17 protein-coding genes are annotated in these 21727 nt (G+C 67.4%); 11 read left to right on the top strand and 6 right to left on the bottom strand.

Going from position 1 to position 21727, the window contains the following annotated elements; translation table 11 throughout:
• Positions 1-53: 53 nt before the first annotated feature.
• Positions 54-317: a DUF3040 domain-containing protein gene (locus tag VHD82_RS22600; protein ID WP_325707268.1), complete on the bottom strand. Its 264-nt coding sequence runs from the start codon at positions 315-317 to the stop codon at positions 54-56.
• Between the two features lie 201 nt (positions 318-518).
• Entirely contained in the window at positions 519-839 is a 321-nt protein-coding gene (locus tag VHD82_RS22595; RefSeq protein ID WP_325707265.1) for a hypothetical protein, read from the bottom strand.
• Positions 840-1009: 170 nt separating this feature from the next.
• Between VHD82_RS22595 and VHD82_RS22590 the strand changes: the two genes are divergently transcribed.
• The 8 genes from VHD82_RS22590 (at position 1010) to VHD82_RS22555 (ending at position 7106) form a co-directional block, all read left to right on the top strand.
• The gene (locus tag VHD82_RS22590; RefSeq protein WP_325707262.1) at positions 1010-1690 is read left to right on the top strand and encodes a response regulator transcription factor; all 681 of its coding nucleotides are present in this window, start codon (positions 1010-1012) and stop codon (positions 1688-1690) included.
• Positions 1687-3054, top strand: a complete 1368-nt coding sequence (locus VHD82_RS22585) for a HAMP domain-containing sensor histidine kinase (RefSeq protein WP_325707259.1) — start codon at positions 1687-1689, stop codon at positions 3052-3054. The genes VHD82_RS22590 and VHD82_RS22585 overlap by 4 nt, the downstream gene beginning before the upstream one ends.
• Complete coding sequence (locus VHD82_RS22580; protein ID WP_325707256.1) at positions 3051-3263, top strand: hypothetical protein; 213 nt, start codon at positions 3051-3053, stop codon at positions 3261-3263. The genes VHD82_RS22585 and VHD82_RS22580 overlap by 4 nt, the downstream gene beginning before the upstream one ends.
• A gap of 86 nt (positions 3264-3349) precedes the next feature.
• On the top strand, positions 3350-3565 hold the full coding sequence (locus VHD82_RS22575; RefSeq protein ID WP_325707253.1) for a three-helix bundle dimerization domain-containing protein: 216 nt from the start codon (positions 3350-3352) through the stop codon (positions 3563-3565).
• Positions 3566-3591: 26 nt separating this feature from the next.
• On the top strand, positions 3592-4248 hold the full coding sequence (locus VHD82_RS22570; RefSeq protein ID WP_325707250.1) for a helix-turn-helix domain-containing protein: 657 nt from the start codon (positions 3592-3594) through the stop codon (positions 4246-4248).
• 333 nt (positions 4249-4581) lie between these two features.
• A complete protein-coding gene (locus VHD82_RS22565) occupies positions 4582-5253 on the top strand; it encodes a helix-turn-helix domain-containing protein (RefSeq protein ID WP_325707247.1) in 672 nt (223 codons plus the stop codon).
• Between the two features lie 168 nt (positions 5254-5421).
• Positions 5422-5940 carry an SRPBCC family protein gene (locus VHD82_RS22560; protein WP_325707244.1) on the top strand — a complete coding sequence of 173 codons (519 nt, stop codon included), beginning with the start codon at positions 5422-5424 and terminating at the stop codon, positions 5938-5940.
• Positions 5937-7106 carry an NAD(P)/FAD-dependent oxidoreductase gene (locus VHD82_RS22555; protein WP_325707241.1) on the top strand — a complete coding sequence of 390 codons (1170 nt, stop codon included), beginning with the start codon at positions 5937-5939 and terminating at the stop codon, positions 7104-7106. The genes VHD82_RS22560 and VHD82_RS22555 overlap by 4 nt, the downstream gene beginning before the upstream one ends.
• A 454-nt stretch (positions 7107-7560) precedes the next feature.
• Here VHD82_RS22555 and VHD82_RS22550 read toward each other — a convergent pair whose 3' ends face one another.
• On the bottom strand, positions 7561-8040 hold the full coding sequence (locus tag VHD82_RS22550; RefSeq protein WP_325707238.1) for a LytR C-terminal domain-containing protein: 480 nt from the start codon (positions 8038-8040) through the stop codon (positions 7561-7563).
• A gap of 299 nt (positions 8041-8339) precedes the next feature.
• Here VHD82_RS22550 and VHD82_RS22545 point away from each other — a divergent pair, with 299 nt between their 5' ends.
• Positions 8340-8951 carry a hypothetical protein gene (locus VHD82_RS22545; RefSeq protein WP_325707235.1) on the top strand — a complete coding sequence of 204 codons (612 nt, stop codon included), beginning with the start codon at positions 8340-8342 and terminating at the stop codon, positions 8949-8951.
• On the opposite strand, the gene VHD82_RS22540 is transcribed toward VHD82_RS22545, so the two are convergent.
• The 3 genes from VHD82_RS22540 to VHD82_RS22530 form a co-directional block, all read right to left on the bottom strand.
• Positions 8948-9862 (bottom strand): IS3 family transposase, encoded by a 915-nt coding sequence (locus tag VHD82_RS22540; RefSeq protein WP_325707232.1) that lies wholly within the window; start codon positions 9860-9862, stop codon positions 8948-8950. The two genes, VHD82_RS22545 and VHD82_RS22540, sit on opposite strands and share 4 nt — an antisense overlap.
• 691 nt (positions 9863-10553) lie before the next feature.
• Positions 10554-11357, bottom strand: a complete 804-nt coding sequence (locus VHD82_RS22535; RefSeq protein ID WP_325707229.1) for a hypothetical protein — start codon at positions 11355-11357, stop codon at positions 10554-10556.
• A gap of 1411 nt (positions 11358-12768) precedes the next feature.
• Entirely contained in the window at positions 12769-13359 is a 591-nt protein-coding gene (locus VHD82_RS22530) for a sigma-70 family RNA polymerase sigma factor (protein WP_325707227.1), read from the bottom strand.
• A gap of 408 nt (positions 13360-13767) precedes the next feature.
• Here VHD82_RS22530 and VHD82_RS22525 point away from each other — a divergent pair, with 408 nt between their 5' ends.
• Positions 13768-15408 carry an N-6 DNA methylase gene (locus VHD82_RS22525; RefSeq protein WP_325707224.1) on the top strand — a complete coding sequence of 547 codons (1641 nt, stop codon included), beginning with the start codon at positions 13768-13770 and terminating at the stop codon, positions 15406-15408.
• A 65-nt stretch (positions 15409-15473) separates the two neighbouring features.
• Positions 15474-21710, top strand: a complete 6237-nt coding sequence (locus tag VHD82_RS22520) for a protein kinase domain-containing protein (RefSeq protein WP_325707221.1) — start codon at positions 15474-15476, stop codon at positions 21708-21710.
• Positions 21711-21727 lie beyond the last annotated feature (17 nt).

The raw sequence follows: 21727 nt of genomic DNA, 5'->3' as shown, positions 1-21727 counted from the left end.
CGCCAACCGTCCCCTCACCGGCCTCACCGGCACCGAGCTCCGGCGGCACACCGTCACCGCGCGCGGAACCGCCGCGCCAGGAGTATCGCTGGCACGACTACGACGAACAGCGCACCGACGGCGAGCACGACGGGCGGCGCGAAGTGCGCCCCGAGCGCGAGCAGCAGGCCCGCGGCGAAGGATGCGAGCACGCTGCCGAGTACGACCACGAAACCGGCGGAGGCGGACGGTCTGCCGGTCGCCAGCACCCGGGCCAGGCCTGGATCGTCCCGGGCCAAGCGCTGCTGGATCTCGGCCAGCCTCCGTGTCTCGCCCAAGCGGTCCATGATCAGCGCCCGTCGCGATGCGGCCGGAGGCGTCCCCTGCAACGAGCACATAAGTGCGGGCATCCTCGACGGAGCGCTCAGGCAACCCGAGGTTCGCCGGGGGTACGGGAGGGTCTGGTCGATACCCCGGCCGGTCATGACGTCGCCGCATAAGAAGACCCGCACGGGGCGTTGCTACCCGGGTAGCGGTAATCACCACAGGAAACAGGGCAAAAAATTGTGGGGCGAACGGCTGTCGCCTCCGCGGCACAGCGTCGCTGTCGCAGCGCGGCCGGAGGTCCCCAGGCACGCGACGCCAGGGCCCGGGATGTCGGCACCAGCAACGCGGCCCGCTCCCGCGCGCCGCGCCAACTCCCGGTTCCGGGCGGCGGCCGACGCGTCGTGCGCTTCTGTGGCGAGATGCTCGTGCAGGTCGCACTTGGCCGGGTACCAGGCGGCGATATCGGCCGCCGAAGCGGTCGCGGACGGACGCAGCGTGGCCAAGTGCTGTAGCTCGAGCAGTGTGTTGATCACGGCGTTCTCCCTGGGGTATCTCGCCATCCCATCCGATCACGGCCACGGACGGACAAGGCAGAGCACAAAGCGGGCTCTGCCGCTCCCACGAGAACAGCATTAGGAGGGCCTGCCCGTCCCCGCTCAACCGGGGCGAGGGGGCCGAGCATCCCCGCCTAGGCTTGTCGCCCATGCGGGTCCGTGTGTTGCTTGTCGAGGACGACGAGTTGATCGGCCAGGCGCTGAGCCTGGCCCTCGGCGACGAGGGCTTCGACGTATTCCCGGTGGCCACCGGGGAGGAAGCGCTCAAGCAGGTGGAGGCGACTCCCGTCGATGTCGTGCTCCTCGATCTGATGCTGCCCGGCATGGACGGCCTCACCGTCTGCCGGACGCTGCGGTCACGCGGTGATCTTCCGATCGTCGTGATCACCGCGCGGACCAGTACGGATGACGTCATCGAGGGTCTGGAGGCGGGCGCCGACGACTATGTCACCAAGCCGCTCGTGGCCCGCGAACTTGCCGCCCGGATGCGGGCTCTGCTGCGCCGTCGAGGTCCCGCGCGGGCGACGAGCTTCGAGATCGGCGATCTGCGGGTCGTGCCCGATAAGAACGAGGTGCTGCGCGCGGGAGAGCCGCTCCATCTTACCCGAACCGAGCTCAGCCTGTTGGTCGAGCTCGCGACGGCGGATGGCCGGGTCGTGACCCGGGAGGAGCTGCTGCAGCGTGTGTGGGGGCATGACTATTTCGGCGACACCCGGTTGCTCGACGTCCACATTCGCCGGCTGCGTCGGAAAATCGAACGCAACCCGGACGAGCCTGTCGTGGTGCTGACGGTCCGGGGGCGGGGTTATCGGATCGGCCGGCCGACATGACCAGGTGGCGCCGGGTCTCGCTGCGCTGGCGGGTCGCTGCCGCGTTCGGGTTGGGCTTGCTGGTTCTGGTGAGTGCGCTCGCGGCCGCGACCTGGAAGCTGAGCACGGGCTACATGCTCAGCCAGCGGGAACAGAGCGCGACCTGGCAGGCCGAGGTGAACGTCCGCCTGGTCGATGAGGCGCTTCGCGCCGGCTCGGGTGGGCTCGACGAGCTGCTGACCGGGTTCAGCACCGGCCCGGACTCCACGATCCTGCTGTTCCAGTCCGGTCGCTGGCTCACCAGCGGCCGCCAGGTCGAGCCGTCCGCGCTGCCTGCGGCATTGGTAGCCGAGGCGCGGAAGGGGAGAGCGCTCCGGCAACGGGTCCGAGTCGGTGGGATCCCGGTCCTCGCGGTCGCGCTACCGGTCGCTACGGCGCGCGGGTTCTACGTGGAGCTGTTTCCCCTCACCGAACTCGACCGGACTTTCAAGTTCCTCAGCAGCTTGCTCATCGGTGGCACCCTCGCGTGCGTCGTGCTCGCCGCGGTGCTCGGCTGGTGGACCAGCCGACGGGCGCTGCGCCCGCTGATCGCGCTTACCGCCGCCGCGTCCCGCGTCGCCGCTGGTGACCTGACGGCGCGACTCCCGGACCAGGCCGACCCCGATCTCGCCCCGCTGGCGACCACGTTCAACGCCACGGCCCAGGCGTTGGAGCAGCGAGTGGGGCGGGACGCGCGGTTCGCCGGGGACGTGAGCCATGAGCTGCGTTCCCCGTTAACCACTATGGTCAACGCCGCCGAGGTGCTGGAGCGGCGGCGTGGCGGGCTACCGCCGACCGCTGGGCAGGCGCTGGATCTGCTGTTGGCGGAGGTGCACCGATTTCACCGCATGGTCCTCGACCTGCTGGAGATCTCCCGCGCCCACGAAGAGGACGACGCGCGCAGCCGCGAACTGGTCGATCTGGCCGAATTGGTGCGCCACGTTGTTGATCGCGCGTCCGCGGCCCTGCCGATCGATGTCGACCTGCCGCCGCCACTGGTGTGGGCGGACCGGCGTCGGTTGGACCGCGTCGTAGCCAACCTGCTCGACAACGCCGAGCGCTACGGAGACGGGCCGGTCCGGGTGGCGGTCGCCCGCCGGGACAGCCGGGTACGGATCGAGGTCGACGACGCCGGCCCCGGGGTGCCGCCGGAGCTGCGGGAACGCATCTTCGAGCGGTTCGCCCGCGGAGAACACGCCGGACGCCGGGGTGCGAGCACCGGCAGCGGGCTCGGCCTGGCCATCGTCGCCGAGCACGTGCGACGCGACGACGGCATCGTGTGGGTCGAAGACCGCCCAGGCGGCGGCGCGCGGTTCGTGGTAGAGCTACCGGAGGCAAAGACATGAGACGCTGGATCGCGTTCATCCTGCTCGTCAGTGCCGCGCTGGTGGCCGGGTGCGGGGTGACCACCGAAGACGAGCCAGAGCAGCTGACGGTCTCCCCGCCCGCACCGGCCACCACGCCGACGATCGCCCAACAGCCCGACACCTCCACCACCCCGGTCAACCCGGTCACCCCGACGACCATGGAACCACCCGTCCCCACCGGCCGGTGAACATCGTCAGGCAGTCGTCAGGTTCACCCACCCGGTTATCCACCAAGATGGTCAGCAACGTGGAGTTACCCAGGGGGTTGAGGCGCATGCCCGAAGCGCACCGTCAGGAACAGTTCGTCGCCGAGATCGTGGAGCGGCTCTCGCGTGAGTTCGCCGGAGCCGTGCCGCACGGCCACGTCGAGTCGACGGTGCGCGCGGCGAGACGCGATCTCGAGGGCCAGATCGTCCCTGAGGCGCTCGAAGAAATGCTGCACCATCTGGCTCGCTATCGGCTCTCCCGGATGACGCTCGCCGACGTTTGATCGTGCGCTACGAACAACACTGCCCGGTGGCCAGAGCCACCGAGATTCTCGGCGACTCCTGGACCTTTCTCGTCGTGCACGAACTGTTGTACGGGGACCGGACCGCAGCCGACCTGCAGCAGGCATTACCCGGTCTGGCCGCCGGCGTGCTGTCCACCCGGCTACGCCGGTTGCGCGCCGCGGGTCTGGTCGACGACTCCGTCGAGGCGTCGCGGCACACCCGCTACGCGCTCACCAGCGCCGGCCGCGACCTCGCACCGATCATCGACCACCTGGGCCACTGGGGACGCCGATGGCTGCCCTCGCCCGGATCGCGCGACCTCAAACCCCAACTGCTGGTCCACGACATCTGCCGGCAGATCGAACGATCCCGGTTACCGCCACAGCCAGCAGCCGTCCGGGTCCGGTTCGCCGAGGTGCCACCACCACGCCAATGGTGGATCGTCCTCTCCACCGAGCACGTGTCTGCGCGGCACAGCAAACCTGGGCTTCCCGACGCGATCCGCATCGACTGCACCCTCACCGCGCTGGCCCAGATATGGCTGGGCCACACGAGCTGGCTCGACGCGGTCCGGGAACAGACCGTCCGGTTCACCGGCCCACGCGAGATGGTGCACCAAGCGATCCACTGGATCGGCACAAGCAGATTCTCGCCGGGACGACCGTCGACCGCCGCAGACTGAAAGGCCCGGCGTGCCCACCTTGCTGTCCTGGCTCCTGCCGCGGTTCCTCGGCGCAAGCACTCACGTCCCGCCGCGGCGGTGCTCGCGTTCGTCTTCATCACCAGCTGGCCGTTGATGCTGTTCACCGAACCCGCCAGCGTGATCGTCCGCGCCTCAAACTAGTGGCGGTAGTGTCCCGTGACCGCCTCCACGGTGGGCTACGGCGACCTGTTCCAACATGCGGCGGTGGACGAGCCGTCGCCGGTTGCGTCATCGTGGCCTTGACCACGTTGTTCAGCCGGATCACCACCAAGATCGAAAAGGCTGCGGGACGGCGCATGAGGAGGAGTCACGGTGAGCAGTTACGGGCAACTGTGCCCGGTGGCGAAGGCAGCCGAGCTTCTGGATCAGCGTTGGATGCTGTTGGTGGTCCGTGAACTGGTGGCGGGCAGCACCCGGTTCAACGAGATCCACCGGGGGGTCCCGCAGATGTCGCGCACGCTGCTGTCGCGACGGCTCAGCCAGTTGCGGCAGCACGACGTGGTCAGTCGCCAGGAGACTCCGGACGGCCCGGTGTATCAGCTCACTGACGCCGGCGAGGAGCTGCGCCCGGTCGTGGAGGCGCTCGGCACCTGGGGGGTCCGGTGGCTGCGCTCGCTCGCCGAGGAGGACCGCGACCCGGCATTCCTGGTGTGGGACATGAGCCGCAACGTCAACACGGACGCGCTCCCTGATCACAAGACGGTGCTGGCGTTGACCTTTCCCGACGCCACCGTCTCGTTGCGACACTGGTGGCTGATCCTCTCTCGCGCGGAAGTCGATATCTGTGACGAAGATCCGGGCCTGGACACCGACGTCCACCTGACCGCGCCGCTACGAGTTTTCGTGCCCGTGTGGCGCGGCGATCTGCCCTGGCACGAGGCGGTCGTCGGCGGCGAGCTGGAGCTACAGGGCGCCGGTCCGCTGGTGCGTGCCGTGCCCAGATGGTTCCGGCTCGGCCACTTCGCCGCGATCCCCCGCCCGTAGTGGTCGGGCGCACTAATGCGCATCTACGACCGCTGAGCCGGGGCCTGGGTACAGATTGTTTACTAGTAGCAGCTCTTGCCCGGAGCGCACCGTTGCTAGGACGAGACGCCGACCGGCCCAGCCGTAGGCGCCCGATGACCCTAGCCGCCGCATCTGAGAGTGCTCATCATGGCCGAGTTCGAATCCACCATCACCGTCGACAGACCTGTGGGTGAGGTCTTCGACCTGGTGCGGGATCTGGAGAACGCGCGGTACTTCGATCCCCAGTGCGTGTCCGTGCACCGGACGACGTCCGGCACCATCGGAGTCGGAACCAGCTTCGAGTTCCGCGAACCGGTGCCACCGTTCGGCCGGATCGGGCGCACGGTCTGCACCTACACCGCCCTTGAGGCTCCCGAACGGATCGTGGTCGAGTTCTGTCTCGGCGCGTTCCGGGGAAGCGAGTGCTACCTGCTATCGCCGGATGGCGCAGGTACCCGGCTCACCACCCGGGGGACGGTCCGTGTCCCGCTCCTGCTGCGCCCGTTGTCCTTTGTGGTCGCCAGTCACGGCAAACGGGTCTGGCACGCCCGGTTGCGCTGGATCAAGAACTGGATCGAGGCCGGCGCACCCCGTGACGGCTCCTGGCAACCCCGCGCAGCCACACCCCCGAAGACCACCAGGACCAAGCTGAGGATCGAACAATGACAACCTACGACGTCATCATTGTCGGCGCCCGGTGCGCCGGCTCAGCCACCGCGATGCTGCTGGCCCGCCAGGGTCACCGAGTGCTGCTGGTGGACCGGAGCCGATTCCCCGCAGACACAGTGTCCACACACCTCATCCACTCCCCAGGCGTGGCCGCACTGCACCGCTGGGGGCTGCGGGACAGACTGGTCGCCACCGGCTGCCCACCGATCACGAGATACTCCTTCGACTTCGGCCCGTTCACGCTCTGCGGCACGCCACCCACAAGCAACGGTGCGGCCGCGGCGTACTGCCCGCGCCGAACCGTGCTCGACACACTGCTGATCGAGGCTGCCGCACAGGCAGGGGTGCACGTGCGCGAGGGGTTCACCGTGCACGACCTGATCGTCGAGGACGACCGGGTGGTCGGCGTCCGTGGGGGCGACACTGCCGCCCCAGTCACCGAACGGGCCACCGTCGTGGTCGGTGCCGACGGCGCGCATTCGAGAGTCGCCGAGGCGGTGGGTGCCCCGGCCTACCGCACAGCACCGCAGGCGAGCGTCGCCTACTACGCCTACTGGAGTGGCTTCGACACCGACGCTGCGCAGTGGATGATCAAGCCGGGCAACGGTTTCGCCGCATTCCCCACCCATGACGACCTGACCCTGCTGCTGGTCGCGTGGCCGCACGCCGTGCGCACTCGGGTCAAGCACGACCTGGACTGCAACTACCTGCGAGCACTCAAAGAGATCCACGGCGACCGGCTCGACGGAGCCCGCCGCGAGACGCGCCTCGTCGGCAGCGGCGTCGCGAACCACTTCCGGCGGCCGTTCGGCCCCGGCTGGGCACTGGTGGGTGATGCCGGATACCTGCTGGACCCGGTGACCGCCCAGGGCATGACCGACGCCTTTCTCGACGCCGAACTGTGCGCCGGTGCCATCCACGCCGCGCTCACCAGCGCCCGGCCCTACGACGAGGCGATGACCCACTACCAGCAGCAGCGCGACACCCGCGTCTTCCCCATGTATGAATTCACCGCGGCACTGGCCAGCCTGCAACCACCACCACCGCAACTCGGCCGGCTACTCGCCGGGATGGCAGGCGACCAACAGGCCATGGACAAGTTCGGGGGAGTGTTCGCCGGCACCGTGTCACCCGCAGTCGTCCTCGGCCCACCACCACCGTGACCCGATCAGCGGGATGAAACCCGAGGCCAACCAGAGTCTGACGATAGAGTGCGGGATTCGCGTGACCGTTGTCTCCACGGCGGTGAATGCTCTGTGGTGCGGGCAGCGGCGGACGGGCAGTTCTGCCGGTCTCGTTCACCGGCTGGGCGGGACGGTGGTAGGGGAGTCTTCTCGATCCCCGTTCACGTCCAGACCTCGCCGGTTCCGCGTCGTGGGAGACCGGCATCGACGCTAGAGTCGAAACAGGGTGAGTCCACACATCTCGTGTATACAGCAAAATTTGCTCCATGCAAATATAACCTTTGCAGAATCTGCGCAGTACGGAGCCCGGCCGGGCGACCAGCATCCGGCCGGACTCCTATAGCAGGTCCTGCGGCAGAGTTAGGGAGCAGGACCGGGGACCATCGGGGCCCACGCACAGCATTACCGAGGCCCGGGCCAAGGAACCTTGCGACTACCTTGCGATTCCCGGGCTGGCCGGGGTGCGTGCCCGCGAGCAACGGCGGCGCGATCCGGGGCGCTCGCTGTCGTCGGTCTGCCGCCCGTCGCCGTCGCGGGCCCAGGCACTCAACTGATCCAACATCGCGTGCCCGGCGGACGTCGGTGCCAAATGGGAGAATCGCCCACCGAGGGCGAGGTCGACACTGGTGTCGGAGCGGTCGTCGCGCACCAGCTCGGCGCACGGCACCAGAAAGCTGAGCCTGCGCGCCGCCCGAGGCACCACGGGATCTGACCGACGCAGGCAGCGTTCCGGCCGGGTACAGTGGGTCGTCGCTGGGCAGAGCCGCCTCACCGAATCCCTGGACCGCAACTCGGCCGCGATCCCAGCGGGCTGCATCGGCCGGGAGGTGCCGTTGAGCACATGCACCCGCACGCGTTCGGGCGGCGCCGGGGTGACCTGGTCCAGCGCGGCGTAGCCCAACGGTGCCGTCATGCAGTCGTCGGCTGGTACAACAACGGCCGGCCGCACAGAGCTAACCGGGCGGAGGCAGCTGCACTACAGTCGATCACGGTGCGAGTCGCTGTTCGCGAGCAGCAACATTCGGTTATCAACGATGCGGATTGCGTAACGCCTGGACGGGGAAAGTAACAGCGTTTGCAGCTCTGGCGACGTCCAAGGCAACAACTCAAGCTAGGGCCTCGCGCTCGCGACAGCACGATTTACCATTTTCCGGACGGTTGTCCGGATCGGTGAATGTGTTGGTTGACGGCCCCGTACTGCGGGAGCTGCCGATGCCTGCCATGCGTACCCATGCACCGCTCGCCTTGTGTCTCATATTGGTGGCGGTCGTTTCGCTCGCTGCATGTTCGGAGGGGTTGGCCGACCGTCCGGTGGGAACGAACACGCGAACCAGTGCGCCCGCTACGGGCGGAGTCGTCGGTGACAGCACCGTGCCGGACGCTGTGCCCGTCGTCACGGCGCCGGTGACTGTCGACAACGGCGGGTCCGTCTCGGCCGATGGCGTCACCCTCGCCGTCCCGGCAGGCGTCCTCACGACTGATGGCACGGCCAGCATCGCGGAGACCAGTGGCGGGCAATACGACCTGTCGATCAACGTGCCGTGGTCGGGTCAGGTGCAGGCCACGATCCCCTTGACCAGCCCGGATGATTTGGTCGTACACAACGTGGACGGCGCATGGACGGTCGAAAGCGCTGACTTCGGAGATCAGACGGTTTGGGTCACCCATCTGTCGCCCTTCACATCGCTGTACAACCTCGGGAAGAAGGCAGTCTGTCTGAAGTCTGTGAGCTGGAAGTCGATCGTTTCCTGCCTGATCGGCAAGGGCATCAAGTTTGTGAGCGCGAAGTTTGTCAAGCCCCGGGTTTCGTGGAGACTGGATTAGCTGGTTTCCAGGGTTGCGGTGACCGGGTGGGTCATCGCGTGTAGTGCTTCGTACTCGGCGGGTGGCACGTGCCCGAGCTCGCCGTGCAGGCGCCGGTTGTTGTACCAGTCGATGTACTCGACGGTGGCGATCTCGACGTCGTCGATCCCGCGCCATGGTCCTCGGTTGCGGACGAGTTCGGCCTTGTACAAGGAGTTGAACGCCTCGGCCATGGCATTGTCGTAGGAATCTCCTTTGCTGCCAACGGATGCGACCGCGCTGGCCTCGGCGAGGCGCTGGGTGTAGCGCACCGCCCGGTACTGCACGCCGCGGTCGCTGTGATGAACAAGCCCGGCCAGGCCGGTACCGGCGGCCTGGCGGCGCCAGAGCGCCATCTGCAGCGCGTCCAGCACCAGATCCGTGTAGAGGCTGGTGGCGACCTGCCAGCCCACGATCAAGCGGGAGAAGACATCGAGCACGAACGCCGCGTAGACCCAGCCGGCGGCGGTGCGCACGTAGGTGATGTCGGCTACCCACAGCTCGTTCACGCGCGTGGCCGTGAAGTCACGTTTCACCAGATCACCTGGCCTGCCGGTCTCCGCCGCCGGTCGTGTCGTACGTGGGGAGGTGTCCCGCAGCAGGCCACGCAACCCGATCTCGCGCATGAGCCGTTGGTTCGCCCGGCGCAGCTCACGCACCTCACGTTCCAGCTCGGCGACCCTGGCCGCCTCGGTCGTGGTCGTTCCCGGCCGCGTTCCCTCGTCGGTCTCCGCCTGCTTCACCCACGTCCGCAACGCCTCCGGATGCACGCCGAGCTGGTCGGCGATCCGCTTGATCGCCCCACTCGCTGACGCCGGGTCTCGCCTGGCCTCAACCGCCAAACGCGTCGCCCGCTCACGCAACTCATCCGGGTACTTCCGTGGTGCCGCCATGACTGTGAATCCTCCGGGCGTTCGATTTCTCCATCAAACCCGGGGCGGGACAGTTCGCTCGGCGATTGGCCGGGCTGACGAACGACCCCTGCTTCCAGCACCTCATCGGCGCCAGCGTCGGCAGTGTCGCGCTCAGTATGTTCACCGGGCCCTGCGTCGGGCACGCGGGTGATCCCAGCTACACCTCCGCCGCTGCGCCACCGAACACGGGCAGTCCTGGCGTAAGCCCGACGAGCCGGCCGAATTCCGGTTCGTCCGCGAACGAGCTTCCGCAGACCTCACAGCAACGCCCGGCGCCGCAGAATCCTGTGTTTACGGTCATGAATACCAGCGAAACCCCACCGGACGGCGTGTGGTTCCGGGACAGCCCACACACGGCAGACACCGACCGCGTGACTGGCCACGGTGTATACATGAACGAGCAAGTACGGCTACGGTGCTACGGCTGGGGCGATAGCGTCGGAAAATACAACGACACGCTCTGGTATCGAGCCGACAATGTCACGCGCCCAACCAACGATGGTGTAGCGAATACTGGCTGGCTGAATGCTCATTACGTCAACGATGGTCAAAATGCGAACGTCGTTGATGTAGGGGTGCCACCGTGCTAATCGGAATCCGCACGGCTCAGTCTCAGATCGGAGGGCTCCATTGAAATACGTGAGGACGCTCCTTCCTCGCTGGGTTTCCGTTATGCCGCAAGGTATGTAAGGTTCCAGTACGTCAGCTCGAGCACATCGCGAACAGCCTGCTCGTTCGCTGGCGTCTGTGGCGCGTCCGATGTCGCGCCCACGGACACGAAGTAGCCGTTCGGCGTCTTGGCCATGTAGAGCAGGTTGTTTGTTCCAGCCACCATGACGTCCGCGGTGAGCGGCTTGCCACCGGCGTTGCCGGTAAGCGACGGGTCGAACGTGTCGGTCGGGTTGCTGAACGTGATGGTGCGGCGTGTGATATTCGGGTACTGCTGTGGTAGCGCGCCAAGCACCTGATCGGCATCGCTGCCAGCCGCGAACTCGACGGTCAGGACCGCACCCAGTTGATCGCCGGTGCCGTCCGACGTGGTGACCTCGTAACGGCAGGTCGCCAAGCCCGTACCAGGCTCGATCTCGGTGGCAACGTTCATTTCGGAGAGCTGACCGCCCCCGTAGACGTGCTGGAAGATTCCCGCTACAGTGCCGCGATCGGCCGGATCGCACGCCTTCAGGTTGCCGTACGACTTCTCGGTGGGCACTGGCGCAGCAGACAGCGTATCGGTCTGTTGCTGAGGTGCGGGCGAAGGCACCGGCGGCGCGGCCACAGGAGGCTGCGACTGCAGCAAGTTGCCATGACCGGTTACCCGGATGACGATGATGACGATCAGGCCGACGGTCAGGATGGCCAGCAGCAGCGCGATGCGCCGAACGTATGCACGACCGAGGAACTTTGCCACTTGCCAGCCGAACCGCCCGGTTTGCTTGCCTGCCTGCCTCAGCGCATCCTTTTGGTGCTCGTCCATCGCGGGATGCCCTTTCCATGTTCTGGTGGTGAACGCTACGGTAAACGCGCAGCCGCAGGAGTTTCACCGCGCACGGCAGCGGTGGGAATCCGGTTAGTCGGGGCATCGGGTGAATTTTCCGGGCACTCGTTCCGTCGAAGAAGTCGCCCGATCAAGTGCAAATATTAGCCTGTGCAAGATTACGAATTGGTGTCGAACCGTGGAGATGTCACGAACCATGAATTAGGCCGTAAAAACACCAACGAGAATCATGGTGTGGAGTTTTTGCCTTGACGGCGACCCGACGGCATCTGTGCTTGTCAGAGCGGCTTCGATTGATCGGAAAGGTCAGGGGAGCACGCGTAGGCGGTAGCGTCCGCGCGATCGAAGCGGTACAGGCCGTGAGCGCCGGATGGGCAGCGCTTGTGCTTCACGTCACGTGTCGGCGGTGGTCAGTCCCTCGCATGAGCGGTCGCACCCGTTAGCTCGTCGGGTTGTTCGTGCTGCCAGTGGTTGCGGTGCGGGTGTCGATCACGATGGCCGATCCGGGTGAGCAACTGGTTGAGGTCGTGCCTGGTGGACATTCCAGTCGAATGGGCTTGCCGTGGAGTGGTAGCGGGTACTGAAAGCATGCGTTCGGCGACGGAGAAGTAGATCTCAATCTGGTTCGCCCGCGAGGAGTGTACCGGCAAGTGGACCATGTGGACACTGGAAAACGCGCCGTTCATTCAGGCTGCGGCACCCCGTTGTGACGCGAGGCGCCGTCGTCTACGCCCCAGAACAGCGCGGGCGTCGGCCTAGGGCCCTCGCAGCGGCCGAGCACACGGGCTCTGTGTAGGCGGTAGGCGGCGAGGCAGGCCAGTGTGCGGACACGAGTATATTCGGATTCCACCCGCATCGCCCGGCCCGGACCTGCAGGAAGACGGCGCACGACGGATGTCGGCATTACATTGCCCGTTGGCGGCGAACAGCACGACCCGCGCCCGTAACACCTGCCGATGCTTGGCACGACTGCGTCGCGACAGTGCCTCCAGTGTCTGTCGATCCGCCGGGCATGATCACATACGGGCTCGCGGCCGCCAACTCGCTCATTTCAAGATCGGCCATGGGACCAAGACGGTATCGGGGCAGGATCGTGCTCATGGCCTCCCCACCCGAGTCGACCAAGACGTCGCTACGTCAACGCCTGCTGGCCCGCGCTTGGGAACGCTGGCCGCAACTCGCCACTGTCCACGTGCGTCAACACGGCGCGTACGCTTACATCGCAGGAGAACTCGCCGACGGCACCGCGCTGCCGCTGTTCCGATTGCACAACAACGCATCCGCAAGCAGCTGGAGGTTCGCCATCTACCGCGCCAGCTACCCCTTCGGTACACACCACACGACTTGGGACCCCTTACTGGGCCTGCCATCGAAGGTCTTGTCAGGTTTCTTATTCGAGAACGTAGCCGGAGTCCGAGGTGAGTAACCGGCGGAGAGTCTTGAGGGCGCGATGCTGGGCAACGCGAACGGCGCCAGCGCTTGTACCCATCGCCAGTGCAGTCTCGCCGGGAGAAAGGCCGACGATCAGCCGGAGGACGAGGGCCTCACGCTGGATCTCAGTCAGCACGTTGAGGTGTCGGGCCAGCGTGGACCGCAGCTCGTCGCGCAGGACGCGCTCGTCCGGGCTGGTCGCGCGGTCGGCGGTTTCCGGTAGTGATTCGACTGGTGTCGACTTGTCCCGGTTGCGCGCACGGTAGGCATCAGTGACCTTGTTCCTGGCGATGCCGAACAGGAACCCAGCGAACGCCTGGGCACCGCCGTCGTATCGATGCAAAGCGGCGAACACCGCCAGCAGGATCTCTTGGGCGACGTCGTCTGCCGACTGCACGGCGCTCGTGGTGGCGAGCCGTCCACGGCAGTAGCGGATGATTGCCGGCTGGACGAGGGCAAGTAGCCGTTCGACCGCACGGCGGTCGCCTGTGACGGCGTCGGCCAGCAGGCCATCGTCGATGGCCAGGCGGGGGCGGTTGTTGGCGCTCACTTCAAGGTCACAACTCCCTACCGACCATATGTTGACAGCCAATGCTAAGCATGCGAGCAATTCACAGTCAACACGATTTGATCCTGATGTGCTAGTCTCCCCATGTAAGGATGTGAGGTGGGGATGTCAGGCGAATCGTTGATGACCGCGTCCGATGTCGCGGAGCTCGCTGGTGTGGGTCGCGCGGCGGTCAGCAACTGGCGACGTCGTTACCCCGACTTTCCCGAGCCGGTGAGCGGGGCGGGGGCGAGCCCGAGGTTCTTGTATACCGATGTCGAGCGGTGGCTTCGTCAACGGGGTAGGTTCACGGCGTCGCCTGCGGAGTCGTTGTGGCGGGTGCTGGATGCCGGCAGTGGTGACGCGAACGTACCGGGTGTGGTCGCGCGCCTGGCAGCGTACGTCGCGGGGTTGACAGACGGCGCTGACCTGGGGCCACGGGTGCGGGAGCATGTCGATCGGCTTGACCGGTCGGCGCGCGCCGACGCCGTCGAGCACCTGGTTTCGCGGGTGTTCGAGCGGCAGCAGCGCCAGCATCTCGTGACTCCCCAAGGCCTGGCCGACCTGGTTGTGGCGTTGGCGGGCCCGCTGTCCGGAAGCGTGTTCGACCCCGCATGCGGTCCGGCCACAGTGCTGCGTACTGCGGCGCGACATGGCGCGCGGGTCATCTACGGTCAGGAGATCGACTCGGAGGTGGCCCTGCTCGCCCGTGCGCGCCTGGCGTTCACCTCGTCCAGCGTGGAGTCGCTCGATACTGGGGATTCGCTGCGGACCGACGCTCACCCCGACCTGCAGGCGGACGTGGTGTTGTGCGATCCGCCTTTCGGTTACCGGGACTGGGGACACGACGACCTCGTGATCGACCCGCGCTGGGAATACGGAGTGCCGCCGAAATCCGAGCCGGAACTGGGCTGGCTGCAACACTGTCTCGCGCACACGGCACCGGGTGGCACCGCCGTAATGGTCATGCCGGCCGGTGTCGCCAGCCGCCGGTCTGGGCGCTCGATCCGCAAGGCGCTGTTACGTGCCGGCGCGGTACGGGCGGTGCTGGCACTACCCGCCGGCCTGCTCATGTCGACTGGTATCCCGCTGCACGTGTGGGTGCTGCGCCGCCCTGCGGCGCCGGGCGTGGATCCGGTGCTGCTGGTCGATGCCGGCCACCTAGCGCCGGAACGACGTGGCCGCGCCGACTGGCGGGCGCTCCGCAGCGCCATCCTTGAGCCGTGGCGGGAGTTCTGCCGCACCGGCGTGGTGGACGATGTCGCGGGCAGGCGACGGACCATCGAGGTGATCGACCTCCTCGACGATGACGTCGACCTCACCCCCTCGCGGCATCTACTCCTATCTCCAGTGCCACTCGACGCCGATGATCTGCAGCGGCAGAGCAGCGAGCTGGCCGCCGACCTGCATGTGCTGGCCACGGGTCTACCGGACTCGGTCTGGGCAGGTCGACGCACGACGAGGAGCACCACGACGATCGGTGCTCTCGCGCGCACGGGCGCGGTCGCCCTGCGGCAGGCGACTGGCCGGTTGGAGATCACCGACGACCCTGAGGCAGTGGGGCCGATCGTCGTGACCGGCCGGGACCTCGCCACCGGAGCCGAGCCCTCCACCCGGCTCCTCGAACCCGCGGAGGATGTGATCGAACTGCGCCCGGGTGACGTCGTCGCACCGGCGATCATCGCCGGTGACACGCCGCGTGCGGAGGTGATCGACACCGAGGGGTGGGTGCTCGGCCGCAATGTGTACCTGCTTCGCGTCGACGACGACCGTGTCGATCCGCACTTCCTGGCCGGGCTCCTGCGCACGCGATCCCTGCTCCGCAGCGCGTCGACGTCGTCCGGCTCGCACCGCATCGATGTCCGCCGAGTCGAGGTCCCGGTGCTCGACATTGGCGCCCAGCGCAGCATCGGTGAGCAGCTCCGGCGTGTCCATGCCTTCGGGACGGGCCTCCGGCACCTCGCGACACGCGGCGAGGCCCTCGCCCAGCACCTGACCGACGGTCTCGTAGATGGTGTGGTGGATTGCTCCTCGATCACGAAACCCGGCTGAGCCGTTACAGCGACGGCTCGATAACGACACCATCAGTGACAGGATGACAGCGCAGGAGGTCGCTAGTGCCAGGGAAGTTGGAGGTCGTAGCGGACCGGTTCCGGCTGCTCGGCCCCATCGGCAAGGGCAACATGGGCGAGGTCTACCGGGCCGAGGACCTGCACGCGGCCGTGGACTCGGCGGATCGCGTGGTGGCAGTGAAGCTCATCCTGCGCACCCGCTCCGGGGCGCTGGTCGATTCGCTCGCGGACGACAAGGCCGTGCAGCGGTTCGACCGCGAGGTGCGCATCATGCGCAAACTCGCCCACCCCAACCTGCCCCGCCTCATCGACGGGGGCGGGGATAAGGCCGATCTGCCGTATCTGGCGATGGAGTTCCTCGACGGGCGGACGCTGCGGGACCTGACCGGTGAGCATCCCCAGCTGCCGGCCGCCTGGGTCGCAGCGCTCGGCGCGCAGATCGCGGACGGTCTCGCAGCCGCCCACACCGAGAAGGTCGTGCACCGGGACCTGAAACCGTCGAATGTGATGCTGCTACGTGGCGGACTGGTCAAGATCCTCGACTTCGGTATGGGCCGGATCATCGACGACCGCGAGGGCGGCAAGGTTACCAGTTCGGGGGTCACCGTGGGCACGGCCCGCTACATGGCTCCCGAGCAGTTCCACGTCGCGGCGGTGACCCAGGCAGCGGATCTGTACGCCCTCGGCTGCGTGCTGTTCGAGCTTCTCGCCGGAGTGCCGCCGTTTCACAGCGAGTCTGCCCACGAGTTGGGTTACAAGCACCTCCACGAGGACCCGCCACCGGTGCGTCTGCTTCGTACCGATGTCCCGGAGGGCGTGGCGCGGCTCATCGAACAGCTCCTTGCCAAGGACCCGGCGGATCGGCCGGTCGATGCTGTCGCCGTCCGTGACGCGCTGGTGCCGCTGGCGGTAGGTGAGGCGCGTGTCTCGGGCTGGGAGGAGTTCGATCCCCTGCGGACTCTGGCGAGCCGGCGTTCGCAGGCTCGGGTCCCTGCGGGGGTTGCCGACGAACCGGATGTTTCGACGCGCCGGGCGGGATCCGGTATGGACGTCTTCGCGGTGCATCAGCAGCTCATCGACGACTACCGGTCGTTCACCGAAGGCAGCATGATCATCCGCGACGACCGGATCAGTGCCTTTGTGGACAACGACTTGGACGCGAAGTCCCAGTGGCCTGACCCGTGGGTGTCGCTCAACCCGTTCTTCGCGTCGGGTGGCAGCGTGCTCGAACTGGTCCACGAGGGCGTCTTGCATCCGGAGTGTGCCCGGATCTTCCAGGCGCGCAAGAGCGAAGGCGGCGTGGTCTGTGACGGCCGTCCGCTCACCCTGCACCGGCACCAGCGCGAGGCGATCGCCGTCGCGCACTCTGGTGCGTCCTATGTGCTCACCACGGGCACGGGGTCGGGCAAGTCGCTGTCCTACATCGTGCCGATCGTCGACAAGGTGCTCAAGGACCGTCAACACGAGCCGGCGCGGAAGCGGGTTCGGGCGATCATCGTGTATCCGATGAATGCGCTGGCCAACAGCCAGCTCAAGGAACTGGACAAGTTCCTGCTGGATGGCTACGGCAAGGGACACGAGCCGGTCACCTACGCCCGGTACACCGGACAGGAGAGCGACGAGCGGCGCAAGGAGATCCGGGACAATCCGCCGGACATCCTGCTCACCAACTACGTGATGTTGGAGCTGATGCTGACTCGGCCCGATGACCGTCGCTCCCTGATCAGGATGGCGCAGGGACTGGAGTTCCTCGTTTTTGACGAGTTGCACACCTACCGTGGACGACAGGGCGCCGACGTCGCGCTGCTCATCCGGCGTGTGCGCGAAGCGTGCCGGGCCGAGCGCCTGCAGTGTGTCGGCACGTCCGCCACGATCGCGAGCGAAGGCACCGCCGACGATCAGCGGGCCGTCGTGGCCGACCTCGCGACCACCCTCTTCGGTACCGAGGTCAGTCCGGACAACGTCATCGGCGAGACCCTGGTCCGTGCCACAGAGGAGGCACCAGAGACGGTGCCGGTCGAGCGCCTACGGGCGGCCGAGCCGCCACGAGCCTACGCGGATCTGGTGCAAGACCCCCTCGCCCGCTGGATCGAGACACGCTTCGGTCTGAAGAACGAGTCGGGCCAGTTGAGCCGCCAGCAGCCCGCGAAGATCGAAGAGGCAGTGGTCGAGCTGGCCAAGGACAGTGGACTGTCCGAAGCGGAGTGCGCGGAAGCGATCCGCCGCACGCTGAAGGCTGGTTCGGAGGCCAGGCATCCGGTCACCGAGCGTCCGCTTTTCGCGTTCCGGCTGCACCAGTTCCTGTCCAAAGGTGACACCGTGTACGTGACCTTGGAGGACAAGGCGACACGCCACCGGACCCGGGACTACCAGCGGGTGCAGCCTGGTTCGGACGGCAAGATCCTGCTGCCGCTCGCGTTCTGCCGCGAGTGTGGCCAGGAATACCTGACCGTGTGGCGTACCCAAACCGACGACGGGGTGGTCTATGAGCCACGGCGGGACACGGTCGCCACCGCCGGGCGCGCGGGGGACGGCTACCTGTACCTCGATCCGGACCATCCGTGGCCGCGCCGGTTGGAGGAGGCCATCGACGATCGCCGGTTGCCCGAGTCGTGGCTGGAGTTCGACGACAGCGGGCAGGCATTCGTCCGTAGTTCGTATCAAGCACGGTTGCCCCGGGTCATCACGGTGGACCCGTACGGGCGCGAAGGCCGCGGCGAGCTTCAGGCGGCGTTCGTGCCCTCCCCGTTCCTGTTCTGCCTGCACTGCGGCGTCAGCTACGAGCAGGTGCGAGGCAAGGACTTCGCCAAACTCGCGACCTTGGATCAGGAGGGCCGGTCGTCGGCGACCTCGCTGATCTCGGCCTCGATCGTCCGCTCGCTGAAGGAGGTTCCCCCAGAGGCGCTCGATGCGAAGGCCCGCAAGCTTCTCACGTTTGTCGACAACCGGCAGGACGCGTCGCTGCAGGCCGGGCATTTCAACGATTTCGTCCAGGTCACCCAACTGCGGGGCGCTCTCTACCGGGCCGCCGTCGACGCGGGGGACGAGGGCATCAGCCACGAGGAGCTGGCCTCCCGCGTCAGCGAGGCGCTTGGGCTGGAGCTCGGCGACTACGCTCGAGGCGCAGACCTGGCTCCGTCACTGGCGCGCAATGCCGCCAAGACCCTGCGCGACGTCGTCGCGTTCCGTCTCTACCTGGATCTGCAGCGGGGCTGGCGCGTCACGATGCCCAACCTGGAGCAGACCGGCCTACTGGTGATCGACTACGCCGACCTCGACTGGCTCTCCGGACAGCAGGATCGGTGGTCGGGCGCCCAGCCGGAGGTGGCCGACGCCGACCCGGGCCAGCGGGTGGAGATCATGCGCGTGCTGCTGGATGAGATGCGTCGCGCCCTGGCCATTGATGTGCAGTACTTCCGCGAGGACTTCGACACGCTGCAGCGTGCCAGCGAGGAACGTCTCATCGACCCGTGGGTGCTGTCCCAGAGCGACCGTCCGCGGGTCGGCACGGCCTATCCTCGCCCCTCGCGCCCGGGTGTGGACCGCTCCGGACTGTTCCTCTCCGGCCGCGGCAAGTTCGCCAAGTACTTGCGGCGCCAGCATTTCCGGTCGGGTTTGTCGGTTGACGACACCCAGCAGATCATCGTGGACCTGCTCAAGGTGCTCGCGGCCGCGGGTCTGATCACCGAGGTCGCCGCCACGCCGCAGCGGGCTGGCTGGTCCCGTGGCCCGGTCGGCCCGGCGATCACGGGGTACCGGCTGTCGGCCGCGTCCCTGGTGTGGCGTGCCGGAACGGGTGAGACCGGCTACCACGACCCGCTGAGCCGCACCTATGCCAGCGGCGATGGCCCGCGCGTCAATCCCTTCTTCCGGGACCTCTACCGGAATGCGGCCGGTGCGCTCGGTGGGCTCGCGGCGCGCGAGCATACCGCGCAAGTTCCCCCCGAAGAGCGGGAGAAGCGTGAGGAGGACTTCCGCAACGCCGAGCTGAAACTGCTCTACTGTTCGCCGACGATGGAGCTGGGCGTCGACATCTCCGAACTCAACGCCGTGCTCCTGCGCAACGTGCCCCCGACACCCGCCAACTACGCGCAGCGCAGCGGGCGCGCCGGCCGGTCCGGGCAGCCGGCGCTGGTCACCACGTACTGCGCCACCGGCAACAGCCACGACCAGTACTATTTCCGTCGCTCCGACCGCATGGTCGCGGGCGCGGTCACACCGCCGCGCCTGGACCTGGCCAACGAGGACCTCGTGCGCTCCCACATCCACGCGATCTGGCTCGCCGAGGCCGGGCTCAAGCTCGGCCGCGCGGTCCCGGAGACCGTCGACATTTCCTACGACGAGCAGGCCCGCCGCCCTGATCCCGACCTTCCCCTGCACGACCACATCACCGCGGCACTCGGCGACACCACCGCCCAGCAGCGAGCCGTGACCGCGGCACGAACCGTCTTCTCCGGGCTTCTCGCCGAGTTCGAGAAAACCACGTGGTGGGATGAGGCGTGGATCGAGGACACGATGCGGGCTGCGCCGGAGCGGTTCAACCGGGCGTTCGACCGCTGGCGGGACCTGTTCCGGGCGGCCCTCGCCGACCAGGCTGAACAGAACCGGCGCGTCCTGGACCACACGCTGTCCGAAAAGGACCGGCGTGCCGCGGTCGGGCGCCGCAGAGAGGCCGAGACGCAACTCAACCTGCTGAAGAACGACAGCGTTGACAGCAAGTCGGTGCTGTCGGACTTCAACCCCTACCGCTATCTCGCGAGCGAGGGCTTCCTGCCTGGCTACTCCTTCCCCCGGCTGCCGCTGGCCGCCTACATCCCGACAAGCGCACGCCGGTTCGGCGACGGTGACTACCTGCAGCGGCCCCGGTTCCTCGCCATCCGCGAGTTCGGGCCGGGTGCGCTCATCTACCACGAGGGCGCGCGGTATCAGGTCAAACGGATCCAGCTGCCGCCGGATGTGACCGGTGATGTCGTCACCGCCGACGCCCGCCGGTGTACCCGCTGCGGCTATCACCACGACACGCGGCAGCGGGCGGACCGTTGCGAGGTGTGCGACGAACCGCTGCGCGATACCACCCACGGGTTGCTCCAGCTGCACACCGTCTACACCACGCGCCGCGAACGGATCTCCTCCGACGAGGAGGAGCGCCGCAGGGCGGGCTTCCGGCTCGAAGTCTCCTATCGGTTCCGGGACCACGGGGCGCGCTCCGGCCGCCAGGACGCCCTCGTGGCCGAAGCCGGTGGCGTGCTCGCGACGGTGTCCTATGGCGACTCCGCGACGGTGCGCATCACCAACAAGGGGCGGCTGCGCGCCAACCCGGATGAACCAGACGGGTTCTGGCTCGACCCCACCGACGGGACGTGGATGACCGAACGCGAGGCCGCCGAAGCCTCCGGCGACTCGAGTGAGATGCCGGTGGTCGACGCCGACGGCAACGACAAGCGCCGGAAGAAACGCGTGATCCCGTATGTCGAAGACCGGCGCAACATCCTCGTCCTCACACTCGCCGAACCCGTCGACGAATCCGTCGCGCGCTCATTGATGTATGCGCTGGAACGCGGTATCGAGGCAGCCTTCGAGCTCGAGGACTCCGAGCTGACCAGCGAACTGCTGCCGCCGGACGACGGCCCCCGCGACCGCATGCTGTTCACCGAAGCCGCTGAAGGCGGCGCCGGTGTCCTGCGCCGGATGCAGGCCGAACCGGGTGCGCTTGCCCGTGCCGCCGCGGAGGCCCTGGCGATCTGCCATTTCGACACCGACGGCACCGATCTCGGCGGCCCCCACCCTGATCGCCCCTGCGCCCACGGCTGCTACGACTGCCTGCTCACCTACGGCAACCAGCTGGACCACGGGGTCATCAACCGGCACCTGGTGCGTGACCTGCTGCTGCGCTTCGCCGCGGCACCGACCCGCACCACCGGGCCCGGCGAAACCCGCACCGAGCAACTCGCGCGGCTGACCGCCCAGTCGGACACCCGTCTGGAGGGCAGGCTCATCAGCTGGCTGAAGGAGCACGGCTTGCGGTTGCCCGACGAAGCCCAGACCCTCGTGCGCGAGGCGTACGCCCGACCGGACTTCGTGTACCGGCTGCCCGGCGTCAACGTCGCGGTCTTCGTCGACGGACCCGTTCACGAGCACTCGGCTGTCGCCGAGCGTGACCGTGAAGCGGAGGAACGGCTGCTGGACAGCGGGTGGGACGTTGTCCGATTCCCGCACGACGCCGACTGGTCGGGCATCGTCGAGCAGTTCCAGCGGTACTTCGGGCCCAGCGTGGGCATCTGACAAGGAAAGAGATCACC

This window comes from Amycolatopsis sp., assembly GCF_035546795.1.
GTDB lineage: Bacteria > Actinomycetota > Actinomycetes > Mycobacteriales > Pseudonocardiaceae > Amycolatopsis_E.
This window is presented reverse-complemented; position numbering and strand designations above follow the sequence as displayed.